We start from the raw sequence: 22,692 nt of genomic DNA, 5'->3' as shown, positions 1-22,692 counted from the left end.
GTCAGGCGGGTTGTGTCTCCTGCCAGGCGCCGTATCCGCCGAGGATGTCGGAGACGTCGTCGAAGCCGGCGTGGCGCAGCACGCTGGCCGCGACCGATGATCGGTATCCGCCTGCGCAGTAGACGACGGTGGGTGCGGTGGCGTCGAGTTCGTCGAGGCGGTTCGGGAGCTGTCCGACCGGGATGCTGATCGCTCCGGGGATCGTTCCGTGCTCGACCTCGCCGGGGTTGCGGATGTCGACGAGTTGCAGACCGTCGATGTCGTTGCGACGCTCGCCGAAGTCGATCGCCGAGAGTCGTGAGGCTCGCTCGACCCGGTCGGGGTGGTCGGCCATGACCACCGTCGGGAACTCGAGGTAGCCCACGACGCGGTCGAAGCCGATGCGTGCGAGACGGTTCCGTGCCTCCTTCTCGAATCCGTCGTCGACGACGAGGACGATGTCGACGTCGCTGGGGATGACCGATCCGGCGAATTCGGCGTAGCGGCCGCCGAGGCCGACGTTGATCGAGGCGGCGAGGTGGCCGCGTGCGAAGTCCTCGGGGTCACGTCCGTCGACGATCATGGCGCCGTCGGCGACGAGCAGGTCGAACGTGTCCAGATCGAGTGTGGTGGGGCGCTCGTTCTCGTCCAGCAACGGACGATCCCGGCGGTTGAGGACGGCGTCGTAGATGAAGTAGCTCGGCGCGGGCGGTTGGCCCTCGGTGACGAGGTCGAAGAACGCCTGCTTGTCGGCCGCGAGGAGGGCGTAGTTGGTGCGGCGTTGCTCCCCGATGGTCGACCAGGTGTCGGTCGACAGGTTCTTGCCGCACGAGCTGCCTGCGCCATGGGCCGGGTAGACGCGAGTCGAGTCGGGCAGCGTCAGGAGTTGCTGATGGAGGCTGTCGTAGAGCTGATCGGCGAGTTCCCCGCGGGTGACACCGATCGACGACAAGAGGTCGGGACGCCCGACGTCACCGATGAACAGCGTGTCACCGGTCAGCACGGCGTGCGGCTCGACATCGTCTGCATGTTCCCACACCACGATGCACAGCGACTCGGGCGTGTGCCCAGGCGTGTGCCGGATCTCCAGTGTGATCTCGCCGAGTTCGATGCGCTCACCGTCGGCGAGCTTGCGGGACTCGAACTCGGTCTCCGCGACCGACGAGTAGGCGATCGCCGCACCGGTCGCCTCGGCGAGTTCGAGGTGACCGGACAGGAAGTCGGCATGGAAGTGGGTCTCGACGACCAGCTCGATGGTGAGCCCGGCATCGGCGGCATCGCGGACGTACTCGTCGATGTCGCGACGCGGGTCGACCACGACAGCGCGTCCCGAGGTCTCGTCACCGATGAGGTACGACGCCTGCGACAGGCAGTCGAGGTAGTACTGGGTGAAGATCACGGTTGTTCCTCCTGGGTGTAGGCCATCACGCCTCCGGCGAGATTGACGACGTCGTCGAAACCTGCGTCGACGAGGTGGCGGGCTGCACGGCTGCTGCGGTTTCCGCTGCGACAGAGCAGCACGACGCGTCGGTTCGCATCGAGGTCGCCGATGCGCTCCGTCAGATCCCCGAGCGGGATGTTGACCGCACCGTCGAGGGTGCCCGACGCGTATTCGGCAGGTTCACGGACGTCGACGAGCTGTGTGTCGTCGACGACGACGGACCGGTGGTCCGTCACGGGGTGGTCTCGGTAGGTCATCGTCACGCCGTTCGCCGCATCTCGCTCAGCACGGCGTCGATGTCGCACCCGCGCGCCTTGTTGTACGGGAGCTTGCCGAGGGCGTTGCCCATCGCGCACGTGTTGCTCAACGCCGAGAACGTCAGACCGGTCGCGACGAAACCTGCCAGCCACTTGGCCTTCGGGACGACGATGGAACCGAGGATCCCGACCAGCGAGATCGATCCGGCGACGAGACGCACCTGGCGGTCCATCGCCCACGTCGTCGAGTTCCCACGTACGACATCGCCACCGGCGGACTGCCAAGCGTCGAGACCGCCTTCGAGGAGGTGCAGACGTTGCTTGCCGGCTCCGGTGAGCTTGCCGTGCGCCTGGTCGGCGCGTGCGCCGGATTTGCACACCAGGACGACCGGGTGGTCGAGCGATGCGAGATCACGTGCGTGCTCGCCGAGCGTGTCGAGCGGGACGTTGTACGAGCCGGGAATGTGGACGCTGTCGAACTCACCGAATGTGCGAACGTCGAGGATCCGGATCATCGGGTCCTCGGCGATCAGTTGCCGGAGATGCGATGCATCGATGACGTCCGTGTCGATCGAGCTGGTGATCGCGTCGTCGGACGGAGCTGGCGTGGTCATGTCGGTCGTGTCGGTCATGATTCTCTCCTGGGTGGGGTGGGGTGGGGTGGGGTGGGGTGGTCACGGGGTCAAGAAGGTGGAGGCGGCGGTGTAGAGCGCGACGGCGCCCAACATGAGCGCGAATGCACGGGTCAGGCGATCGGCTTCGATGTCGTGCGCGACGCGCGTACCGACGACCACGCCGACCGTCACGGTCGCGAGGAACGGAGCGACGACGCCCCAGTCGAACTCGATGTCACCGGCGCGCATCGCGAGCGCGATGGCCGCGTTGATGACGATCACCACGAGAGAGGTGCCGATCGCCTCCTTCGCAGGAAACTTCAACAGCAGCGTCAGGGCCGGCACGACGGCGAAACCACCACCGACCCCGAACAGGCCGGTCAGCAGGCCGACGATCGTCGCAGCGCCGGCCAGTTTGACGAGCGCAGACGCCGACAGGTCGAGCGCAGCCCGGGAGACGGCCCGCTCCTTCGTGAGAACCGGACCAGTGCTGCTCGTCACCTCGTCTTCGTCGTCCACATCGACCGCCACCTCGGACGGACCGACACTGCGGTACATGCGGACTGCGACGAACGCGATCAGCACGGAGAACGCGATGAGGAGGACGTTCTCGTCGAGCGAACGATTGACCAGCAACCCGATCCGTGAGCCGACGACGCCGGCAGCACCGAATGCGAGACCGGCGCGCAGGCGGACGTTGCCGTGGCGGTGATGGCTCACGACTCCGAATGCCGCGGCCAGACCGACGACCAGCAGCGACGCGGTTGTTGCGTCCTGAGCCTGAAGTCCGGCGACGAACACCAGGATCGGCACAGCGAGAGTCGAGCCGCCGCCGCCGAGCGCCCCGAGCGACAGTCCGACGAGCAGCCCGAGAGCGATCGCGATCACGTCGCCGGTCATGCCGTGTCAGCCGTTCGGGCAACGTCCGAGGGGAGGGAGCGAGCAGGCGATCTCATAGGAAGTGGAAATGATCGTATCAAATGTACGTACAAATGCAACGTCAGATCGTCGGGAGGATCGGGGCAACCGGGACAATCGGCGATCTCAAATTGTACGTACCTTTAGGTCCGGCGCTATCGTTCATCTCATGGACCGACCGAGCCTTCCGACGATGCTGTTCCGCGGTCTGTTCCGACGGTGTGCCTGGTGTGGTGGTCGCGGCGCCTTCTTCACGGGGTGGACGAGCAAGGTCGCGCACTGCCGAACGTGCGGCATCGGATGGCGACGGGGGCTGGATGGCTACGAACTGGGCGCCGCAGCGGTCGCGGCCATCATCAGCATGGGCCCACTCGTGTTCATCCTCGGCGGCGTCATGCTGGCGACCTGGCCGGACTTTCCGACCGTTCCCCTCTTCGTCGCACTCGGCGCCGGCGGCCTTCTGTTGCCCGTCCTGCTCTATCCGAGTTCCTACACGATGTGGCAGGCCGTCGACATCTTCATGCGGCCGGTCGAAGCCGAGCACTTCGCCGACGGAGCAGCGCCTCGGGGCGGGTGACCGACGCTCGACTCAGATGGGGTCGCCGACGACGAAGCGGGCACCGGTTCCCCTGGCTGCGGCACGGTCGCCGGAGTTGAAGAGGTGGCAGGCCTCGAGCGAGAGGCACCCACAGCCGATGCAACCGTCGAGACGGTCACGGAGTCGTTCGAGCATGGAGATCCGCTCGTCGAGACGCGGTCGCCACGCCTGTGACAGTTCGGTCCAGTCCTCCCTCGTCGGTGTGCGTCCGTCGGGGAGCGAACCGAGCGACGAGCGGATGTCATCGAGACTCAGCCCCAATTGCTGGGCCACGCGGATGAAGGACACGCGCCGCAGGGTCGATCGCAGGAACCGTCGATGACCGACATCGGTGCGCTCGGAGGTGATCAGACCCTCGCTCTCGTAGAAGCGCAATGCCGAGGTGGCCACGCCGGCACGTGCCGCCAACTCACCGATCGTCAGCATGGTCTCGTCGATCTGTGTCATCTCGGCGTCCTGTTCGGTCATCTCGTGGGTTCCGTCCGATGGTCGTCGGGCGGCCGGCGGCGGACCGATGTCACGTCGTCTGCCCCTTGCCTTCAAGTTCACTTGAAGTTCTAGCGTCTCGCAGATGTCATCGAACATTGCACCCCGGGATCGACTCGACCGACCGATCGGACTCGCCGTGATCGTCGCGAGCACACGCGAGGGTCGACGCGGGCGTGCGCTCACCGACTGGTTGGTCGCCCGGATGGCCGACCGACCCGACATCGTCGTCGACGAGATCGATCTCGACGACCTCGACCTGCCGACCCGGTTCGGCTTCGGTGCGAACGCCGCGGTCGAGGACCTCCGCAGACGCGTGGACGAAGCCGACGCCTTCCTCGTGGTCACACCGGAGTACAACCACAGCTACCCGGCGTCGCTCAAGCATGCGATCGACTTCGTCAAGGATCCGTGGAAGCGCAAGCCGGTCGGCTTCGTCTCCTACGGTGGCGTGTCCGGCGGACTGCGCGCGGTCGAGCACCTGCGAGGCGTCTTCAACGAGTTGCACGCCCACGGCATCCGGGACACGGTGAGCTTCCACGGTCCGTGGAACGGCTTCGACGACCACGGCCGGCCGGGCGACGAGCCCGGTGCGACTGCGGCGTTGGGTGTCGTGCTCGACGATCTCGTCTGGTGGGGATCGGCTCTCGCCGTCGCTCGCGATGCAGTGATGTTCGCGCCGTGACGACTGCACCGGACGTACATGCGGACGCAGACGAGGCCGTCGAGCCCCGGCGCTGGTGGACCCTCGGCGTCCTGTGCCTCAGCCTCACGCTGGTCATGGTGTCGAACGCGAGCCTGAACGTCGCGCTCCCGTCGATCGCGCGTGAGTTGAATGCGACGAGCAGCGACCTCCAGTGGATCGTCGACGCCTACGGGCTCGTCTTCGCCGGGATGCTCTTCGCCGCGGGCACGCTCGGCGACCGTTTCGGACGCAAGGGTGCCCTCCAGGGCGGGCTCGCCCTCTTCCTCGTCGCCGCCGCGCTCGGTGCGCGAGCCGACACCTCGGAGATGGTCATCGCCGCCCGCGCCACGATGGGCCTCGGTGCGGCCTTCGTCATGCCCTCGACGCTGTCGATCCTCACGAACGTGTTCCCGGCGCACGAGCGTGCGCGGGCGATCTCGATGTGGGCCGGCATCGCCGCCGGTGGCGCCGCACTCGGACCTCCGACGTCGGGCTTCCTGCTCGAGCACTTCTGGTGGGGCTCGGTGTTCCTGCTCACGGTGCCGATCACCGCGGTCGCGCTGATCGCCGGTCACCGACTGGTGCCCACATCCCGCGACCCTGACGAGACGCGCCTCGACGTTCCTGGCGCGCTGCTCTCGGTCGTCGGCATCGGTGCGCTCGTCTACGCCATCATCGAAGGCCCCGAAGCGGGATGGGCGTCGGCGGCCACACTCGGCACCCTCGCATTCGCAGTGGTTGCGATCGCTGCGTTCTTCACCTGGGAGTCGCACTCGTCCCATCCGATGCTCGACCTCACGCTGTTCCGCGACCGACGGTTCAGCGTCGCCTCGGCGGGGATCGGGCTCGCGTTCTTCACGATGTTCGGCATCTTCTTCCTGATCACCCAGCTCTTCCAGCTCGTCCACGGCCTGTCGCCGCTGGCGGCGGGTCTGATGATCCTGCCGATGTCGTTCACCCTGATGTTGGTGTCGCCTCGTGCTGCGTCGTTGGTCGATCGCTTCGGCGTGGACCGGGTGGTCCCGACCGGGCTCGCGACGATCGGCGGCGCGCTCGCGCTCCTCGCCGGGCTCTCCCAGCTCGACTCGGTCTGGTGGGTCGAACTGGCACTGGTGCCCCTCGCCACGGGGATGGCCATCACGATGTCGCCGCTGACCACGCTGATCATGTCCGCGGTGCCACGATCCCGAGCGGGCATGGGGTCGGCCATGAACGACGCGACCCGGGAACTCGGGGGAGCGCTCGGTGTCGCAATCCTCGGGTCGCTCGCGTCGACGGTGTACGTGAGTCGCTTGCCGACGCTCGACGGGTTCGCTCCGGACGCTGCGTCCGAGGTGCGTGACGGGCTCGCCGGTGCGATCGCCAACGCACCGGAACTCTCGAACGGCCGGCCCACGGTGTTCCTCGACTCGGCGCGTGACGCCTTCCTCGGTGGCATGTTCGTGGCGCTCGTCGCAGCGGCCGCACTCGCCTTCGCGGCGGCGCTGGCTGCCCGACGCTGGCTTCCTCGCTCCGCTGCGACCGACACCACCGAGCAGCCGACTGCACGGATCATCGGCGCGGTCGGTGGGTCCTGATCCGTCAGACCGGACGGTTGGGGAACATCGATCGTCGACTGCCCCCGTGCCGACCATGCCGATCAGGAGTGGATCGACAGCCGCCGTCAACTCACACCGTCCACTGTCGTGAGCGACGTAACTTCCGGGGTGTCGTCGGTGACGGTTCAGCCGAGTTCGTCGGCGAGCAACGTGTCGAGGCGTTCGAAGTTCTCGTCCATCCCGTCGCCGCTCTGATCGAACTCGAGCATCTCGGCGCACTGCTCGGCCGATGTGTAGACGGACTGGCCCTCGATCCGGCAGCGGCCGTTGCCGAGTTCGACGAAGGTCAGTGTTTCGAGCGTCGGTCGGCCGGGATCGCCGACGAATTCCCACGTGTGAACGATCCGCGTCGGCGCCGTGACCTCGTGGTAGCAGCCGTGGAAGGTGTAGGGCTGGTCGCCGATGACGCTGTAGCGGAACGAGCCGCCGGTCGTCGCGTCGAAGTGTTCCAGGTCGCAGGTGGTGCCTCGAGGGCCGGTCCACCTGCCGAACAGGTTCGGCTCGGTGTGGGCTCGGAAGACGAGAGCTGCGGGGGCGTCGAACTCACGAGTGAAGCTCAGTGACTGTTCTCCGGCGCGGGTGTGCACGGTCGATGGGGTGGTCATGTTCAGGCGGTTCCTTGGAGATCGGCGAGCACCTCGTCGAGGCGTTCGTAGCGGGCTTCGAGTCGGCGTCGGCGTTGGTCGAGCCAGTCGACCGCGCCGGTGACAGCGGATGCTCTGAGGGACACCGGCCGGTGTCGGCCCTCGTGACGCTGCGCGACGACGCCGGCGGCCTGGAGGACCTTGATGTGCTTCGACACCGCTTGCAGCGAGATGGGAAACAGCGCTGCCAGCTCGTTGACGTTGGTGTCGCCGTGGTCGCCCAGGTACTCCACGATCGTGCATCGAACTGGATCTCCGAGCGCACGAAACGTCTCCGACGTCGGTTGGTTCATCACGGCTGACACCTCTGAATGATATTCAATCCAATCGTTGAATGTCAATGGTTCGTCGTGTCTCTCGTCGACTTCCTGCTCGATACGAGGCCATGTGGACGCCGGTGTCGAACGAGCGCGTCGACTCGAGGACGAACGGTCGACTCGTCGCTTCTTCGGGCTCGAACAGCGGAATTCCGGAGCCGAGCAGCACCGGGTTGACCTTGAGGACGAGTCGGTCGATCTCGTCGCGGAGCGCGCCTGCGAGTGCGCCGCCGCCGCAGAGCCAGATGTCCTTCGTGGATGATTCCGATTTCAGTTCCCGGACCAGTTCGATCGGATCGTCGGCGACGAGGTGGACGTCGCCGCCGACATCGCCCGGTGGGCGGGTGCGACTGAAGACGTACTGACGCAGGTGCGGGTAGGGGTCGTCGATGCCGTGCGGCAGGCCCACGGCGAAGGTGTTCCACCCCATCAGCACGGTGTCGTACGTGTCGTTGGTGGCGTCGACCCCGAGTGCTGACAGGACGTGGCCGGGCAGGGTCTCAGGCACGTCGTGGATCAGGGCGTCGATGTGGTCGCCGGTCTGTGCGAATGCATCGAACGATCCGTCTGGATCTGCGATGTATCCGTCGATGCTGACAGCGACGTGGTAGGTGAGCGAGCGCATGAAGATTCCTTCGTATACGACAGTTGTAGTGGTCGGAGACTACGACATCTGACGTGGTTTGGCTACCGTGTGTCCATCGCCACGAACACCCGACGCCGCACCCTGCTCCTGGACGCAGCAATCGACCTCCTCGCTGGACGCGGGGCTCGCGGGCTGACGTTCCGCGCCATCGACGAAACGGCAGGTACGCCGATCGGGACAGCGTCGAACTACTTCGCTGATCGCGGTGAGCTCCTCGCGCAGGTCTTCGACCGCATCGGCGCGCGGCTCGCCCCGGATCCCGAGGTCCTCGCCAGACTCGGTCGTCGCCGCCCGTCCGCGAAGCTGTTCGGCGACTACATGCGCGACATCGTGTCCAGGCTGACGACCGAGCGAGACGTCACCCTCGCTCTGTTCGAGTTGCGTCTCGAAGCGAGCCGCAACCCCGACGTGGCCCGCCTCGTGCGGGCATGGCAGGGCGCCGGCTTCTCGGCGGACGTGGCATTCCACACCGACGCAGGACTTCCCGGCGGTCGCGACGAGGTCGCGCTGTTCCACTACGCGCTCGACGGATTGATCCTCGACCGACTCACCGCGCCCATCGATCCGGCCACGACAACTGATCACGTCATCGATCGACTCGTCGCCGGCCTGTTCCGAGATGTGCACCCCGCACTCGACACGCGCTGAGATCCACTCCTGCACGAATGGATCCGGCAGCCCGGGCCCGGTTCGCGGTCACGCGCTCGTGGTGTCGAGGTGTTGGAGCAGGTCGTGCGCCGCAAGTTCGACGTCCTTGTGGCGCCACTCGCTCGCCCGGTAGACGCACGCGATCAGCGCGCTGCGGTGAACGCGCCGGAAGTCACCGAACACGAACCCGTGACGTGCCTTGGTCTCGTCGTTCGCACCGACGGTGAGACCGAGGTGCCATGACGCGTACTCGCCCCAGGTGTGATCGTCGAGGAACGCGTTCTGGTCGTCGGTGGACGGCTGGGCGTCACCCCAGTCGCTGTCGAGCACGTACTGACGTGCGTCGATCAGCGCACGAGCCTTGTCGACTGCATCGGTGTTCACCTCGTAGGACGCCATGTCTCGTCTCCCGCATCCGTCTCAGTCGTCGAGGGACGGGTACCAGTCGGTGCCGCGCCCGTCGGGTGTGGTGTCGAGCAGTACCCACAGCGGATTCATGTCGGGTGCTGCGTGCGGGTCCTGGCCAGGGTCCGCCATCTCCATCGTCGCTTCGCCGCTGTAGAAGTGGCGGACGACTCCGTCGCGTCGCTGGAACACGGTGTAGGCCGGCGCGTCGGCATCGCGCTCGCCCGCGTAGTCGGCGGTGTAGTCGCCAGTCGGGTCTGAGTAGAAGGACAGACCCGACCACCCACGCGTCTCGGCGTAGGAGACGATGCGATCGATCGGCGACCGCGCCACCACGGCGAGTGCAGCGCGATGTTCGATGTGGCGGGCTTCGCCGTCCCATGCGTCGAGCATGGACGAACACATCGGGCAGCCTTCGTCTCGCTCGGGTCCGTACATCATCGAGTACACGATGAGAGTGTGCTGGTCACCGAACATGTCCGACAGCGTCACGGGACCGTCCGGACCGTCGAAGCGGTAGTCCTGGGGGATCTCGCCGCCGGGCGGAAGCGCGCGTCGCTGTTCGGCGACACGCCACAGATGGCGGCGCAGTTCGATCTCCTCGGCCAGCAACTCGTTGCGCGCTCGGCGGTAGTCGTCGCTCTCGTTGGGGAACGTGGTCGGGTTCTCGGCTGCCAGCTCACTGGCGGGGGTGAGTGTCCGTTGGTCAGTCATCTGAATCTCCTCGGAGATGTCGCCCGCGTCATGTGGGTGCTTCCACCGTCAAGGTCTCCGATCACCCGCTCACCAAACGCCGACCGCACGATCTCCACCGCATCGGCGCCGTCTCCGGTGCATGACGAGGCGGGATGGATGGCGCCACCCGGAACGAAGCACAGGCCCTGCTTCTGGCAGGAAGTTCCCGGTAGAATCGAGCATGATTTCGGAATCCTTCGTGGCTCACCCGATCGTGCGAGTGCTGGACAAACCCTCCGCGTCGTTCACCGCCGATGATCTCGCCAACGCCGTGGAGGAGTTGGGTTTGACGCAGGTGAATCTGCGTTACGTCGGCGGCGACGGACGATTGAAGACGTTGGCCTTTCCGATCAACTCGCGTCGGCACCTGCTCGAAGTCCTGACTCACGGTGAACGGGTCGACGGTTCGAGCATCTTTCCGGCAGTTCAGACGTCCACCAGTGACGTCTACATCGTTCCCCGGCACGCCACCGCGTTCGTGAACCCGTTCGGGCACCGTCCGTCCCTGGATCTGTTGTGCTCGTTCTACGACGAATCCGGCGCCCCCTTCGCGTTCGCCCGTGAACAGATCGTGCGTCGGGCCGCCGACGTGCTCGCCGACGAGACGGGAATGGTCCTGGAGGCTTTCGGGGAGTTGGAGTACTACCTCGTGGACGAGGCGGAACGCATCTACCCCGTCGAAGAGGAGCGTGGCTACCAGGAATCGGCGCCCTTCTCGAAAGGTCAACGTGTACGCGAGGAAGTGCTCGGTCACCTCCGCGAGATGGGTGTGCAGCTCAAGTACACACACGGGGAGGTGGGGAACGTCGTGGACGAGCAGCGCCAGTTGGTCCAGCACGAGATCGAGTTGAGTCCGATGCCGCTGACCGAAGCCGCCGATGCGCTCGTGCTGGCCAAATGGGTGGTGAGGGAGGTGGCCTACTCCCATGGTCTCGAGGTCACCTTCGCGCCACTGGTCAGCACGAAGGGGGCAGGGAACGGCCTCCACATCCACAGTCGACTCGTGCGCGACGGTGCGAACGCGATCGTGGGGCAGCACGGCATCAACGACACCGGCCGCACGGTCATCGCCGGGTACCTGTCGGCGGCCAAAGCGCTCACTGCGTTCGGCAACACCGTGCCGACGTCGTACCTGCGTTTCAGCGAGGGTGACGAATCCCCGGAGGACATCTGCTGGGGGGAGACGGACCGCACCGGACTCGTCCGTGTACCGCTGGCCTGGAACGAGGGCGTGATGCCCGGCATGCTCGAACACGCCAATCCCGACACCAGCCCGACCGTCGTCGATCCGGAGATCCACCCGCAGACGATCGAGCTTCGAGTCGCCGACGGCTCAGCCGACGTTCACCTTCTCATGGCCGGAATGGCAGTCGCAGCACGGCACGGACTCGAGGACCCCGACAGCCTGGCGGTCGCCGAGCGACTCAGCACGACCGACAACGACGAGTTCGATCAGCTGCCCTCCTCGTGTTCCGAGTCGGCCGACGAACTCGAGAAGGTTCGGGTGCAGTTCGAAGCCGACGACGTGTTCCCCGGTGAACTCATCGACCAAGTCCTCGAGCAGTTGCGGAGCGACGAGAACTCGAAGCTCGTCAAGAGTGCGGCGAAGAACGAGGAAGCCCGAGCCGAGCTGATCGATCGGTACTGGCACGTCGGCTGAACGTCGATCCAGCGAACTCCGGGCGCTCCGGCCGGGTCAACCTCTGTTGATCCGTCCGGGACGGATCAACAGAGGTTGGTCCGTTGGCGATGTTGCGTCCTCCGACACCGGAGTCGAGCTCCCGGCCGCCGTCAGTGATCTGCGTCGGTGAGCAGCCGGCCCGGGTGACCGGGGTGTGATCGACCGCGTTCGGCGTCGCCGGGGACCATCGTGCCGACGCCGACGACTTCTCGACGGACGAACAACCACTGTCCCTCGTCCTTGCGGAGTTCGTCCACCCATCGCCCCCAGTAGTGGAGGAAGTCGCCGCTGTCGACCCGACGATGGAATGCGTAGACGTACGCCTGCGACGTCGCCGAGTCGCCCGTGATCACCGGCGCCACGTTCGTCAGGTGGTGACTGGTCACCGTGAACCCGGCGAGGATCTCCGCGAGACGGTCGGCGATGGCCTCTCGCCCGTGGTAGTCGCCCCAGTAGACGCCGACTCCGTCCTCGGCGAAACAGGCTGCTGCGCCGACCGGGTCGTTGGCATCGACGCGGTCGATGTACCGGATCATCAGTTGCTCGATCGCACGAGCATCGAGCATCTCCTGCAGTGCGGCGTCCATCGATTCATCATGCCCCACAACGATTGTGGTGCGGCGGCCGGACGACGCCGGACACCGTGACTCACGAGCGGACGAGGAGCAGGTAGCCGTCTTCGATCGTCGGTGGTACGGCACTCGCGCCGGGCGGCGGGGTCCCGAGGCAACGGTGGGAACCGTCGGCACGGCGCCACGACGCCCGTACGTCCGGACCGGGTGGGTGCGCCTGGATCCAGACGCGACCACTTGCGACCATCGCCAGACGCTCGGGGGTGTCGGCGAACACGATCCGTCCGCCGTGCAGGACGAGCACGACGTCGGACCCCGCTGCCTCGTCGGTGAGGTGCGTCGACACGAGTGTCGTCTGCTCACGTCGCCGCTCGGCGAGAATCGAGCGGACGTTCTGGCGTTCGTCCGGGTCCAGGCCCGCAGCAGGCTCGTCGAGCACGAGCAACGTCGGGTCCCCGATGATCGCTTGCGCGAGGCCGAGGCGCCGCCGCATCCCACCCGACAGCGATGTCACCCGGTCGGCGACTCGGTCGGTGAGGCGCACCCGGTCCAACGCCTCGAACACGTCGTGACGCCGCCGCCGTTCGTCGCGACGTCCTTTCAGCACCGCGATGTGGTCGAGCGTGTCGAACACGGTGGCGGACCGCGTGAACCCCACCTCCTGGGGCAGGTATCCGAGGCGCCGGCGAACCTCGACGCGTTCCGCCTCGCGACGCGGATCGAGACCATCGATCCGGATGGTGCCGTCGAGCGGCTGCAGGACCGTCGCGAGACACCGCAAGAGGGTGGTCTTTCCCGCTCCGTTCGCACCGAGCAGCGACATCACCCCGCCTTGCGCGAGGACGTCGATGCCGTCGAGCACACTGCGTTGTCCGAACCCGTGGACGAGGCCGTCGATGTGGACGTGGGCGGGGCTCATGCGCTCGCAAGCCGTTCGAACGCGTCGCGTCGAGCGACGGTGACGGCCGCGAACACCACCGTTGCGACGAGTGCAACGAGTTGCGCGGCCGGGAGGAAGGCCGCCAACTGATCGTCGACGACGGCGCGGGCGACGAATGCCACCAGGATCCATGCGACCGTGGCCGCCGCCGCGGCTCGGGTGGGGCTGAGGACGGTCATCCACCGACTGCTCGTCACGCCCGAGTTCCACCACTGGCACCACTCGAACGTCCCGGCCGCTCACCACACGAACTATTCGATCCTCTTTCCCGTGTGGGACATGGTCTTCGGCACGTATCGGATGCCGCGAGGAGAGCGACCGACGGTCTACGGCGTCGACGACGCGGTACCGCCCACCATGGTCGGCCAACTGTGGTGGCCGTTCCGCGACGTCGGGCGGCCCTCGACCTGGTCGGTACGTCGGGGGCGCAGGGCCGTGGCGACGCTGGTTCGCGACATCGTCCGCTCGACCCGTCGGCCCGTTCGCCGATCCGACGGGACGGGGACCTGACCTCGTCGTCCGTCCGAGGCGGAGCGATCCTCTCGCCGATCCGTCCCTGCGTTCGTGCGTCGTGAGCTGCGCGTACGCGCAACTGGTCGCTCACCTCGACCCGGTCCGATCATGCGTCGAACCAGGTGCGAAGTGCCACGTGAAGCCCCGTGTCCGTCCGGCTTCCGGCCCAGGCGACATGGCCGTCGGGTCTGATCAGCAGAGCGGAGGGAGCCGGGACCTCGCCGAGGACGGGGAGTTCCCACGTACCGGTGCAGGTGGCGTCGATGTGCCGAACCCGCTCGCGCCATCGCGACGTGTCGAGGTCCGATCCGGGGTCGAGGTCGAGAAGGAGCGGTTCGGCCCGGTGGAGGTGTTCGTAGATGCGACTCGGCCCGTCGGACGTGACCAGGTCGAGGTCCGGAACGCGTCGGCCGATCATCGGGTGATCGTCATCGGCGGTGCGGCCGGTTGCGTAGTGGATGTCGAGTCCGGAGATCATCGCTGCCATGTGTGTGCGTGGCTCGTCGAATGCGAGCAGGTCGGACATGACGGAGCGCAGTGCGGAGGTCCGATCGTCGGTGGCGCCCAGCGCACGTTGGGCCATGGTGTTGTGCATCACCCGGGCGGCAACGGGGTGTCGTTCGGCGTGGTAGGTGTCGAGGAGGGCGTCCGGTGACGTTCCCAGGACCACTCGGGCGAGCTTCCAGCCGAGATTGACGGAATCCTGGACGCCGAGGTTGAGTCCCTGTCCGCCGAGCGGTGCGTGCACGTGCGCAGCGTCACCGGCGAGCAGGACGCGTCCGGCGCGGTAGGTGACGGCTTGGCGCGTCATGTCGGTGAAGCGCGAGATGAACCGGGGGCTGTGTGCGCCGTAGTCGGTTGCGTCGACGCGGACGAGTGCGGCTCGCAGATCGTCGAGGGTCGGCTCGGTGAACCGGCTCTCGGAGTCCGGTTCGGCGAGGGTGACACCGATTCGTCCGGACTCGGCCGGGCCGATTCCCCCGCCTCCGCGCAGACCGAAGCGAGGCTGTTCTCGCATCTCGACCTCGGCGGTGATCCAGCAGATCGTGGGGTCCCAGCCGGCGAAGTCGATGCCGGCCGTCTTGCGCACCGTGCTGTGGCTGCCGTCGCATCCGACCAGCCAGTCGGCGTGCAGTCGGCTGCCGTCGGAACAGCCGACCTCGACATGGTCCTGGTCCTGGGTGAACGTCGTGACGTCTCGTTCGCGCAGGACGCGTACGCCGAGTTCGTCGATCCATCCCGCCATGATCCTTTCGAGGTCGCTCTGCACGAGTGCCAGGCCGTAGTTGTGGCGCGTCGGGAAGTCGCTGATGTCGAGTGGGATGCCGGCGAACGCCTGCACCTGGGCGGTGGAGCCCGCGGCGAGGAACCGGTCGGCGATTCCGCGCTGATCGAGGACCTCGATCGTTCGAGCGTGCAGTCCGCGCGAACGTGGGCTCTCGAGGTCCTGGTTCGGTCGGCGTTCGATCACGACCACGTCGATGCCGGCCAGGGTCAACTCCGCGGCGAGCATCATCCCCGCAGGCCCACTCCCGACGACGACGACCTGATGCTCGCGTACGTTCGTGCGTGCGGGATCGGCGTTCACGTCGGCGTCTGCTCTCCGGGTCGGCGCAGGGGCGGGGTGCGGGTGGTGGCGCGGGTGGCGGTGCGGGTGGTGGTGTCGATGCGGCTGTGGAGCCCGTCGATGTATCGAGCGAGCTGGCCGTGCGCGATGGCGCGGTCCTCGTCCGGGGGAAGCCCGATGGCGAGTGGCCGTCCGAATCGGATGGTCGCGAATGCGATGTCGCCGACCGAGAGGTCGGTTCGGTCCGGGTGGTCCCGTCGATTGCGTTCGATCAGAGCGGTCATGAGTGATCCGGCCCGGGCCTGGAGGTCGGGCCAGTCGGTGTCGTCGAGCAGCGGATGGAGGATGTTGACGACACCGATCCCGTTGTCGATCGCTGCGTGCATGTACTCCCCGAGAGCGTCGGCGCTGTCGACGTCCGAGACGATCGACTCCCCGGCTTCGATGGTGCGTACCAACACGTGACGGGCTGTGGCGTGGAGCAGCGACTGGCGATCCGGGAAGTGTCGATACACGGTTCCGATGCCGACGGCGGCGCGCTCGGCCACTGCATCGCGGGACGGTTCACCGCCCACTTCGAGGACGAGCCCGGCCGTGGCGTCCAGGATGCGCTTGCGGTTCTGTCGGGCGTCCGATCTCATCGCGACGCCTCCCCGTCGTCGGCCGGCCACGGAACATCATCCACAAACGGAGCATAAGCCTCCGCTTGAGACGGACGCAACCGCAGCGGCGACGTCCGCGCCGTACGGCCTCGAGTGGGACCCGGCCCGGATCAGTCGAACTTCGATCCGCAGCCCGATCAGTCGAACTTCGAGCCGGGTCCGGACGACTCGCCGTTCCAGCCCGGGTACGCGTCCGGGACGGCCGACCTGCTCGACGACCTGTTCGGCGGGCTGTTCGGCGGCCTCTTCGGTTGACCGCACCCGGGTGCGGGACGGTGACGGGGCGTTCGTCGGGGACGGCACCTCGTCACTCGTCCGCACCGCTCCGCCGCGCGGGTCCGTCGCAGGAACAGCGCGTTCTGCAGGTCGTCGGCGGGTGCCCGGTGGATCGCCGATCGTCGCGGTGCGATGTGGCGCCGATGATCGCCCCAGGCGACGTGCGTCGGATGGCGTCACGGGGGAGCACAGGTCGTCGGTCGTCGTGAATCATGGGGGGCGTCCGAGTCTCTCGTGTGCGCTGCGTCGTGGCGCGTGCGAGCCGATGCGTCGACGCCGAGAACCATCGGTCGTTCGAGATCGCCGATCGACTTCGGGCCTTTCGGCCCTGCTCCGGCCGGCGGCCGACCGGGACGATGAGGAGCGTCAGTATCCCCCCGTCCAGGAGCACACCCCGATGACCGTTCTCGATCGTCCCGACGCACCCGCTGGTGCGAATCCACCCCCGTCGCGTCCCGACTCCGACCGATCGTCGCTGCTCGGATCGGTGATCCTGGGGGCGGGTGCGATCGCCATGTTGGCCATGCTCCTCGGGTTGGTGGCGCTGGCGTTCGTGGCGCTCCTGCACGACGGCGGGTCCGGCGAGGACGCCATCGTCAGCGATCTGGACATCTCGTTGAGCGAGTTCGCGATCGACGGCGAGTTGAGTGCGCCGGCCGGTGAGGTGGTGTTGAACGTGGTGAACAGTGGAGCGATCGAACACAATCTGCAGGTACGCGAACTGGGGCTGGGCTCGGCGAACCTGATGTCGCGAGGCGTCGACACCCTCGCACTGGGTGAACTCTCACCGGGTACCTACGAACTGTTCTGCAGCATCGCGGGTCACGAATCGTCGGGCATGCTCGCCGATCTCGTCATCACCGACGCCGACGAATTCGCCCCTGCCGAGCTCGGTGACGAGCACGCGGGACTCACGGCCGAGCAGATGGACCAGTTGATGATCGACTCGATGCTCGCCTTCCCGGCCGAGACCGAGGGACTCGGCAACCAGATCCTCGAACCCGAGATCCTCGCCGACGGCACGAAGAAGTTCACGCTGACCGCAGAGGTCATCCCCTGGGAGGTCGCACCGGGTGAGATCGTCGAGGCGTGGGCGTACAACGGGCAGGTCCCGGGCCCGCGGATCAACGTCGGCGTCGGCGACAAGGTCCAGGTCGAGTTCACCAACCTCACGCCGATGGGTTCGGACATCCACTGGCACGGCATCCACACCCCCAACGACCAGGACGGGGTGTCGCCGTACACGCAGGACCCGGTCGCGACCGGTGAGACGTACCTCTACGAGTTCGTCGCCGAGGACCCGGCGATCGGGATGTACCACGCGCACCTCCACAGCCAGACCTCGGTGATCAACGGGATGTTCGCCGCCTTCCAGATCGGCGAGACACCTCTTCCGTACGGCGAGACGATCTCCGGTGTCACGATTCCCGAGGACGTCGTGCCGCAGTTCGACAAACCGCTGGTGCTCAACGACGCCGGCACGATCGGGCTGTCGCTGAACGGCAAGAGCTTCCCGGCCACCGAGCCGATCGTGATCGACGAAGGCGAGTGGGGCGTGATCCACTACTACAACGAGGGCCTCACGGCCCACCCGATGCACCTGCACCAGTTCCCGCAACTGGTGTTCGCGAAGGACGGCATCCCGCTCGACAACCCGTACTGGGCCGACACCGTCAACGTCGCGCCGGGCGAGCGCTACTCGGTGCTGTTCCATGCGGAGGACCCGGGCACGTGGGTCTACCACTGCCACATCCTCACCCACGTGGAAAGGGCCGAGGGCATGTTCGGGATGGTCACCGCTCTGATCGTGAATCCGAAGGAGGAGGGGTGAGAACCGTTGCTCCGGAGCATCCGTTGTGGGTGGTGCGGATCGTGACGGTGGCGGCGTTGGTGCTGGCCGGAGTCGTCGGCACGTCGTGCGGGACGGACTCGGGCGAAGGCGGTGCCGAGCAGCCGACGTTCGACTACGTGATCCCGGCGGGCACCGGTGACCGGATCGATGCCGGCGAGCCCCTCGTCATCCTCCCGAGCGAGTTGGTCGCCAACCTCGACGAGACGATCCAGATCGTGAACCACGACGACCGGGCACATCTCGTCGGCCCGTGGTTCGTCGGTGCCGGCGAGACGCTCCGTCAGCGGTTCAACGTGGCGGGCGTGTTCGCCGGCGGCTGTTCGGTCCACCCGTCGGGCGAGTTCACCGTCACCGTGAACGCATAGCGCTGCGCCACGCTCGGCGCGTTCCGCCCGTCGTGGGTCGTCCGAGCCGTTCGACGCCGGCATTCCGCGGCGAGCGGCTGGCCGCCGACCTCCTCGGAATCAGGGGCGACGCGACGATCGTGATGTGGGTCGTTGGACCCTGGTCGGCGGGGTCGTCTGCCCGCACGATGGGGACATGAGCACGATGACAACGCGATGGGTCGTGGGTTGCGACGGATCGAAGGGAGCGGAGCACGCACTGGAGTGGTGCCTCGCGAATGCACGGGGTCGAGCGACCGCGGTCCACGTCGTGCAGGCCTGGCATCATCCGACGCTGGTGGGTGCCGGGATGATGGTGCTTCCCGAGGTCGATGTCGAGCCCGAGACGGCGCATCCGGACCCGGACCGCCTGGCGGCTCGGTTCGGCGAGATCGGTGTCGACCTGACGACGCAGGTCGAGTACGGCCTCACGGCCGACGTCCTGCTCCAGGCATCGGCCGATGCCGACCTCCTGGTGCTCGGCACGCGTGGACTGGGTGGGTTCGCACGGCTGGTCGTCGGGTCCGTCAGTCACCAGTGTGCGACCCACGCCCGCACTCCCGTGGCGATCGTTCCGTCGTCGGCACCGCTGAGGGGTGACATCGAGCGGGTCGTGGTCGGGATGGACCGTTCCGCCGGAGCCTGCGCAGCGCTGCGGTGGGCGACCGAGTTCGCTCCTGCGAGCGCGACGATCGAGGTGGTCGGTGCGTGGCAGCCTTCGTCCTGGGGAGTCAGTCTCGACCTCTACATGCAGGCCGCCGACTTCGACGCGGCGCACGCCTCGTTCGACGCGATCATGGACGACGTCGAGGCCTCGCGACCGGATCGCTCGTTCGAACGCCACTTCGTCGGCGGTCACCCTGCTGATGCGCTGCTCGACACCGCCGACGGCGCCGATCTCGTGGTGGTGGGCGAGCGTGGCCAACGTGGGCTCAAGGCGGCACTGCTCGGATCGACGACCACCGAGGTGTTGCATCGAGCCGAGACGACGATCGTCATCGTTCCCTCGCCGACCGACGAGAGCTGAGCACCGAGCTGGATCCGGGATCTGCTCCGCCCCGAGGGTCGGGCGCTCGGGTGGATTCGCCACACGGCGGTGGTGGGGCGGCGGTGACGGTCGCAGCGGTGGTGGCGGCACCGGACTCGACCCGCCTGCTCGTCGCAGTCGGCCAGGGCGTAGCCTGAGCCGCGTTCCGGTTCGGACGGCGAGCGGTTGGGAGGTCATGGTGACGAATCTCGACGATGCCGTCGACGAAGGGAACCGGTCGTCACCCCTGAGCGAACTCGGCGCGGCGCGTGTGTGGGGCATGCTCGAATCGGCGCCCGACGGCATGTTGATGACCGACGGGAGCGGCGTGGTCCTGGCCGTGAACCGGCAGGTCGAATTGATGTTCGGCTACGACCGGGCGGATCTGCTCGGTCGCGAGGTCGAGATCCTGCTGCCCGGGCATCTCCACGCCGTGCACCGCGCGCACCGCACGCGGTACCGGGCCGCACCGAAGGTCCGTGCGATGGGGGAGGGCTTCGAGCTGCGCGCTCGACGACGCGACGGCACGGAGTTCCCGGTCGAGGTGAGCCTCAGTCCGCTGACCGACGACCAGGGCGTGGCGGTCGTCGCGTCGATCCGTGACGTCACCGAGAAGCGCCGAGCGGATGCCCGCACCCGGCGGATCCAAGCGGCGATCGACGCCGTCCACGACGGGGTCTTCATGTTCGAACCCGACACGCTCCGCTTCGTCTACGCGAACGAAGGTGCGTCGCTCCAGGTCGGGTACTCGAACGACGAACTGCTCGCGATGACACCGCTCCACATCGAACCCGAGTTCAGCCGGGAGGAGTTCGACACGCTGATCGCTCCGTTGGTCGACGGGACCGTCGACCACCTCTCGTTCCGAACGATCCACCGGCACAAGTCGGGCCGGGACGTGCCCGTCGACATCATGCTGGAACATCGACGTGGGACGGGCGACGACATCGAGGGTGTCGCCACGGACTCGACGGTGGACGCACACGCCGACTCGCTTCTGGTGGCCATCGTGCGCGACGTGACCGAGCAGGTCGAGGTCGAGCGTCGACTCGTGCTGTCCGAGCAGACCTTCCGGACGTCGTTCGACAACGCACCCGTCGGCATGACGATCGCACGATTCGGAGACGACGGCGAGCGAGGCTACGAACGCGTCAACGTCGCGTTCGCACGCATGCTCGGCCGAACGGTCGACTCGTTGATCGGGGTCGACTCCCTCGACATCTCGCATCCGGACAACCAGGCGTGGACGACCGATGCGATCGCCGAGATGAGTGCCGGGCGACGCGATGCCGTGATCACGGAGAAGCGGTACCTGCGTGACGACGGCACCTACGTGTGGACATTGGTCCACGAAGCGGTGATCGAACGGGCCGACGGGATGCGGACCCTGTCGCACGTGGTCGACATCACCGACCGGCGTGAGCGACAGGCGGAGCGCGAGCGACTGGCGACCATGGACGACCGCGAGCGCATCGCACGCGATCTCCACGACCTGGTCATCCAGCGGTTGTTCGGTGCGGGGATGAGGCTGCAGGCGGTGATCCCGGAGATGGCGTCGCAGGTCGCGATCGAACGGACGCACGAGACCATCGGCGAACTCGATGCGACGATCCGTGAGCTTCGCTCGGCGATCTTCTCGCTCCACCGGCGTGCTGACGATCGGTCGGTGACCGAGGAGATCACGCTCGCGATCGAACAGCACGTGGACCGGCTCGGATTCCGGCCAGCCGTGTCGTTCGAAGGTCCCGTCGATTCCCTCGCCGAAGGCCGAGCGAACGAGCTGAGGGCAACGCTGCGCGAGGCCTTGTCGAACGTGGCGCGCCATGCGCGTGCCACGAAGGTGGAGGTGCGGGTCGTCGCGACCGCGTCGACGACGACGCTCGTCGTCACCGACGACGGGTGTGGGATCCCCGTGGACGGACCCCGGGGCGACGGTCTGGCGAACATGGCCGAACGGGCCACACGGCTCGGCGGCGAGTTCTCCCTCCTCGAGCCGGAGTCCGGTGGTTGCGAACTCCTCTGGTCGATTCCGCGCTGAGCACGCGCTGTGACCGCCCTTCTCGTCATCCGCCCGATCCGGGACTTCGGGCCCTGTTCTCCCCGCCGGAGGTGCGCGACGATGCAGGTCGGGACACCGACGAGAGGACACGACGTGACGTCACAACCCACCCACCCCGTCGTCCGCGATGCGTAGCATCCGATGATCGAACCCCAGCCCGACGCCCACGACGCGGAGACGGCCGTGCGACTTCTGGACGGTTCGCCCGACGGGCTGCTGCTGGTCGACGCCGACGGACGGATCGCACTGGCGAACCGATCGGCATCGACGATGTTCGGATACGACCTCACGGGTCCGGACAGCCTCGTCGGCCGTTCGATCGACGAACTGGTTCCCGACGAACGACGGCAACGACACGTCGTGCACCGCGCGCGATACGTCGCCGACCCGCAGCGTCGGCCGATGGGAACGGATCTCCGGCTCTTCGGGCAACACCGGGCGGGCGACATGTTCCCGGTCGAGATCGGTCTCAGCCCGATCACGATCGATGGTCGCGTGCAGACCGTGGCAACGGTCCGCGACGTGACCGAACGCCAGGAGACCCACGCTCGACTGCTGTTGCACGAGGAGCGGGCGCGGATCGCCCACGAGCTGCACGACCTCGTCATCCAACGACTGTTCGCGGCCGGCATGTCCTTGCAGTCCGTGACGAACCTCATCGAGTCCCCCGTTGCCCGTGACCGTGTCATCGCGGTGACCGACGAACTCGACGAGACGGTCCGTGCGGTCCGTTCGGCGATCTTCAGCATCGGCAACCACGACGCGGCCCAGACCTTGGGGAGCCACGTCCGCAGCGTCGTCGACGAGCGGTCCCGCCATCTCGGATTCGTGCCCGATCTGACGATCGTCGGACCGGTCGACGACCTGCCCGACTTCGTCGGTGACCAACTGGTCGCGACGGTGATGGAGGCACTGTCGAACGTCGCCCGCCACGCCGACGCCACCGACGCGACCATCCGCATCACGAGAGAGGCGCAGTCGATCGACCTCGTCGTGCGCGACAACGGACGTGGCATCGCGGCCACGCCCAAGCCGCGCGGTGGACTCTCCGGCGTGATGTGGCGCGCCGCTGAACTGGGCGGCTCGTGCGCGGTGAACCGGGTCGAACCGTCGGGCACGGAACTGGTCTGGCGGGTGCCGGTCCGACGTCCGCCGGCCTGAGGTCGCCATCGGCGAGGCTCGCCCGACG

27 protein-coding genes are annotated in these 22,692 nt (G+C 67.2%); 12 read left to right on the top strand and 15 right to left on the bottom strand.

Translation table 11 applies throughout. The annotated features are described in order from the left end of the window. Position 1 precedes the first annotated feature (1 nt). From ABJK40_RS00875 to ABJK40_RS00860, 4 genes are read right to left on the bottom strand one after another with little or no spacing between them, the layout of a single operon-like run. On the bottom strand, positions 2-1,378 hold the full coding sequence (locus tag ABJK40_RS00875; protein WP_348481153.1) for an MBL fold metallo-hydrolase: 1,377 nt from the start codon (positions 1,376-1,378) through the stop codon (positions 2-4). Continuing rightward, complete coding sequence (locus ABJK40_RS00870; protein ID WP_348510119.1) at positions 1,375-1,656, bottom strand: rhodanese-like domain-containing protein; 282 nt, start codon at positions 1,654-1,656, stop codon at positions 1,375-1,377. Before ABJK40_RS00870 ends, ABJK40_RS00875 begins: the two co-directional genes overlap by 4 nt. Positions 1,657-1,679: 23 nt before the next feature. Beyond that, a complete protein-coding gene (locus tag ABJK40_RS00865) occupies positions 1,680-2,291 on the bottom strand; it encodes a rhodanese-like domain-containing protein (protein ID WP_348481170.1) in 612 nt (203 codons plus the stop codon). A gap of 60 nt (positions 2,292-2,351) precedes the next feature. Next, a complete protein-coding gene (locus ABJK40_RS00860) occupies positions 2,352-3,191 on the bottom strand; it encodes a sulfite exporter TauE/SafE family protein (protein ID WP_348481151.1) in 840 nt (279 codons plus the stop codon). Between the two features lie 187 nt (positions 3,192-3,378). Between ABJK40_RS00860 and ABJK40_RS00855 the strand changes: the two genes are divergently transcribed. Beyond that, complete coding sequence (locus ABJK40_RS00855) at positions 3,379-3,786, top strand: hypothetical protein (RefSeq protein ID WP_348481150.1); 408 nt, start codon at positions 3,379-3,381, stop codon at positions 3,784-3,786. A gap of 12 nt (positions 3,787-3,798) precedes the next feature. Here the strand turns inward: ABJK40_RS00855 and soxR are convergent, their stop codons facing one another. Further along, positions 3,799-4,275: a redox-sensitive transcriptional activator SoxR gene (soxR, locus tag ABJK40_RS00850; protein ID WP_348481149.1), complete on the bottom strand. Its 477-nt coding sequence runs from the start codon at positions 4,273-4,275 to the stop codon at positions 3,799-3,801. A gap of 103 nt (positions 4,276-4,378) precedes the next feature. Between soxR and ABJK40_RS00845 the strand changes: the two genes are divergently transcribed. Beyond that, on the top strand, positions 4,379-4,978 hold the full coding sequence (locus ABJK40_RS00845; protein ID WP_348481148.1) for an NADPH-dependent FMN reductase: 600 nt from the start codon (positions 4,379-4,381) through the stop codon (positions 4,976-4,978). After that, positions 4,975-6,555 (top strand): MFS transporter, encoded by a 1,581-nt coding sequence (locus ABJK40_RS00840; RefSeq protein ID WP_348481147.1) that lies wholly within the window; start codon positions 4,975-4,977, stop codon positions 6,553-6,555. Before ABJK40_RS00845 ends, ABJK40_RS00840 begins: the two co-directional genes overlap by 4 nt. 146 nt (positions 6,556-6,701) lie before the next feature. Here the strand turns inward: ABJK40_RS00840 and ABJK40_RS00835 are convergent, their stop codons facing one another. Genes ABJK40_RS00835 through ABJK40_RS00825 form a run of 3 tightly spaced genes read right to left on the bottom strand, consistent with a single transcriptional unit; the run spans position 6,702 to position 8,162 of the window. Next, positions 6,702-7,181, bottom strand: coding sequence for an SRPBCC domain-containing protein (locus tag ABJK40_RS00835; RefSeq protein ID WP_348481146.1), 480 nt, complete (start codon positions 7,179-7,181; stop codon positions 6,702-6,704). A 2-nt stretch (positions 7,182-7,183) separates the two neighbouring features. Beyond that, positions 7,184-7,525 carry a metalloregulator ArsR/SmtB family transcription factor gene (locus ABJK40_RS00830; protein ID WP_348481145.1) on the bottom strand — a complete coding sequence of 114 codons (342 nt, stop codon included), beginning with the start codon at positions 7,523-7,525 and terminating at the stop codon, positions 7,184-7,186. 13 nt (positions 7,526-7,538) lie between these two features. Beyond that, positions 7,539-8,162, bottom strand: coding sequence for a dihydrofolate reductase family protein (locus ABJK40_RS00825; RefSeq protein ID WP_348481144.1), 624 nt, complete (start codon positions 8,160-8,162; stop codon positions 7,539-7,541). A gap of 75 nt (positions 8,163-8,237) precedes the next feature. On the opposite strand from ABJK40_RS00825, the gene ABJK40_RS00820 reads away from it, so the two are divergent. Then, positions 8,238-8,831, top strand: coding sequence for a TetR family transcriptional regulator (locus ABJK40_RS00820; RefSeq protein ID WP_348481169.1), 594 nt, complete (start codon positions 8,238-8,240; stop codon positions 8,829-8,831). A 48-nt stretch (positions 8,832-8,879) separates the two neighbouring features. On the opposite strand, the gene ABJK40_RS00815 is transcribed toward ABJK40_RS00820, so the two are convergent. Both ABJK40_RS00815 and ABJK40_RS00810 read right to left on the bottom strand, forming a co-directional pair. Next, the gene (locus ABJK40_RS00815; RefSeq protein ID WP_348481143.1) at positions 8,880-9,230 is read right to left on the bottom strand and encodes a hypothetical protein; all 351 of its coding nucleotides are present in this window, start codon (positions 9,228-9,230) and stop codon (positions 8,880-8,882) included. 21 nt (positions 9,231-9,251) lie between these two features. Further along, positions 9,252-9,950, bottom strand: a complete 699-nt coding sequence (locus tag ABJK40_RS00810) for a DUF899 family protein (protein ID WP_348481142.1) — start codon at positions 9,948-9,950, stop codon at positions 9,252-9,254. Positions 9,951-10,152: 202 nt separating this feature from the next. Between ABJK40_RS00810 and ABJK40_RS00805 the strand changes: the two genes are divergently transcribed. Beyond that, a complete protein-coding gene (locus tag ABJK40_RS00805; RefSeq protein ID WP_348481141.1) occupies positions 10,153-11,631 on the top strand; it encodes a glutamine synthetase family protein in 1,479 nt (492 codons plus the stop codon). Positions 11,632-11,762: 131 nt separating this feature from the next. Here the strand turns inward: ABJK40_RS00805 and ABJK40_RS00800 are convergent, their stop codons facing one another. From ABJK40_RS00800 to ABJK40_RS00790, 3 genes are all read right to left on the bottom strand, one after another. Next, the gene (locus tag ABJK40_RS00800; protein ID WP_348481140.1) at positions 11,763-12,239 is read right to left on the bottom strand and encodes a nuclear transport factor 2 family protein; all 477 of its coding nucleotides are present in this window, start codon (positions 12,237-12,239) and stop codon (positions 11,763-11,765) included. A 61-nt stretch (positions 12,240-12,300) separates the two neighbouring features. Then, positions 12,301-13,143, bottom strand: a complete 843-nt coding sequence (locus ABJK40_RS00795; RefSeq protein WP_348481139.1) for an ATP-binding cassette domain-containing protein — start codon at positions 13,141-13,143, stop codon at positions 12,301-12,303. Continuing rightward, on the bottom strand, positions 13,140-13,343 hold the full coding sequence (locus ABJK40_RS00790) for a hypothetical protein (protein ID WP_348481138.1): 204 nt from the start codon (positions 13,341-13,343) through the stop codon (positions 13,140-13,142). The genes ABJK40_RS00795 and ABJK40_RS00790 overlap by 4 nt, the downstream gene beginning before the upstream one ends. Here ABJK40_RS00790 and ABJK40_RS00785 point away from each other — a divergent pair. Next, complete coding sequence (locus tag ABJK40_RS00785) at positions 13,324-13,674, top strand: hypothetical protein (RefSeq protein WP_348481137.1); 351 nt, start codon at positions 13,324-13,326, stop codon at positions 13,672-13,674. The genes ABJK40_RS00790 and ABJK40_RS00785 overlap by 20 nt on opposite strands. Positions 13,675-13,783: 109 nt before the next feature. On the opposite strand, the gene ABJK40_RS00780 is transcribed toward ABJK40_RS00785, so the two are convergent. Both ABJK40_RS00780 and ABJK40_RS00775 read right to left on the bottom strand, forming a co-directional pair. Beyond that, positions 13,784-15,265: an FAD-dependent monooxygenase gene (locus ABJK40_RS00780; protein ID WP_348481136.1), complete on the bottom strand. Its 1,482-nt coding sequence runs from the start codon at positions 15,263-15,265 to the stop codon at positions 13,784-13,786. After that, positions 15,262-15,885, bottom strand: coding sequence for a TetR/AcrR family transcriptional regulator (locus ABJK40_RS00775; RefSeq protein WP_348481135.1), 624 nt, complete (start codon positions 15,883-15,885; stop codon positions 15,262-15,264). Before ABJK40_RS00775 ends, ABJK40_RS00780 begins: the two co-directional genes overlap by 4 nt. A 114-nt stretch (positions 15,886-15,999) precedes the next feature. Between ABJK40_RS00775 and ABJK40_RS00770 the strand changes: the two genes are divergently transcribed. From ABJK40_RS00770 to ABJK40_RS00745, 6 genes are all read left to right on the top strand, one after another. Further along, complete coding sequence (locus ABJK40_RS00770; protein WP_348481134.1) at positions 16,000-16,161, top strand: hypothetical protein; 162 nt, start codon at positions 16,000-16,002, stop codon at positions 16,159-16,161. A 418-nt stretch (positions 16,162-16,579) separates the two neighbouring features. Continuing rightward, positions 16,580-18,013 carry a multicopper oxidase domain-containing protein gene (locus ABJK40_RS00765; protein WP_348481133.1) on the top strand — a complete coding sequence of 478 codons (1,434 nt, stop codon included), beginning with the start codon at positions 16,580-16,582 and terminating at the stop codon, positions 18,011-18,013. Further along, complete coding sequence (locus ABJK40_RS00760; RefSeq protein WP_348481132.1) at positions 18,010-18,399, top strand: hypothetical protein; 390 nt, start codon at positions 18,010-18,012, stop codon at positions 18,397-18,399. The genes ABJK40_RS00765 and ABJK40_RS00760 overlap by 4 nt, the downstream gene beginning before the upstream one ends. A 175-nt stretch (positions 18,400-18,574) precedes the next feature. Next, positions 18,575-19,444 (top strand): universal stress protein, encoded by an 870-nt coding sequence (locus ABJK40_RS00755; RefSeq protein WP_348481131.1) that lies wholly within the window; start codon positions 18,575-18,577, stop codon positions 19,442-19,444. 196 nt (positions 19,445-19,640) lie between these two features. Continuing rightward, the gene (locus tag ABJK40_RS00750) at positions 19,641-21,482 is read left to right on the top strand and encodes a PAS domain S-box protein (RefSeq protein ID WP_348481130.1); all 1,842 of its coding nucleotides are present in this window, start codon (positions 19,641-19,643) and stop codon (positions 21,480-21,482) included. Between the two features lie 162 nt (positions 21,483-21,644). Next, positions 21,645-22,664: a PAS domain S-box protein gene (locus tag ABJK40_RS00745; protein WP_348481129.1), complete on the top strand. Its 1,020-nt coding sequence runs from the start codon at positions 21,645-21,647 to the stop codon at positions 22,662-22,664. The last annotated feature ends 28 nt before the right edge of the window (positions 22,665-22,692 follow it).

It is taken from the genome of Ilumatobacter sp., assembly GCF_039969435.1.
Classification (GTDB): domain Bacteria; phylum Actinomycetota; class Acidimicrobiia; order Acidimicrobiales; family Ilumatobacteraceae; genus Ilumatobacter_A.
This window is presented reverse-complemented; position numbering and strand designations above follow the sequence as displayed.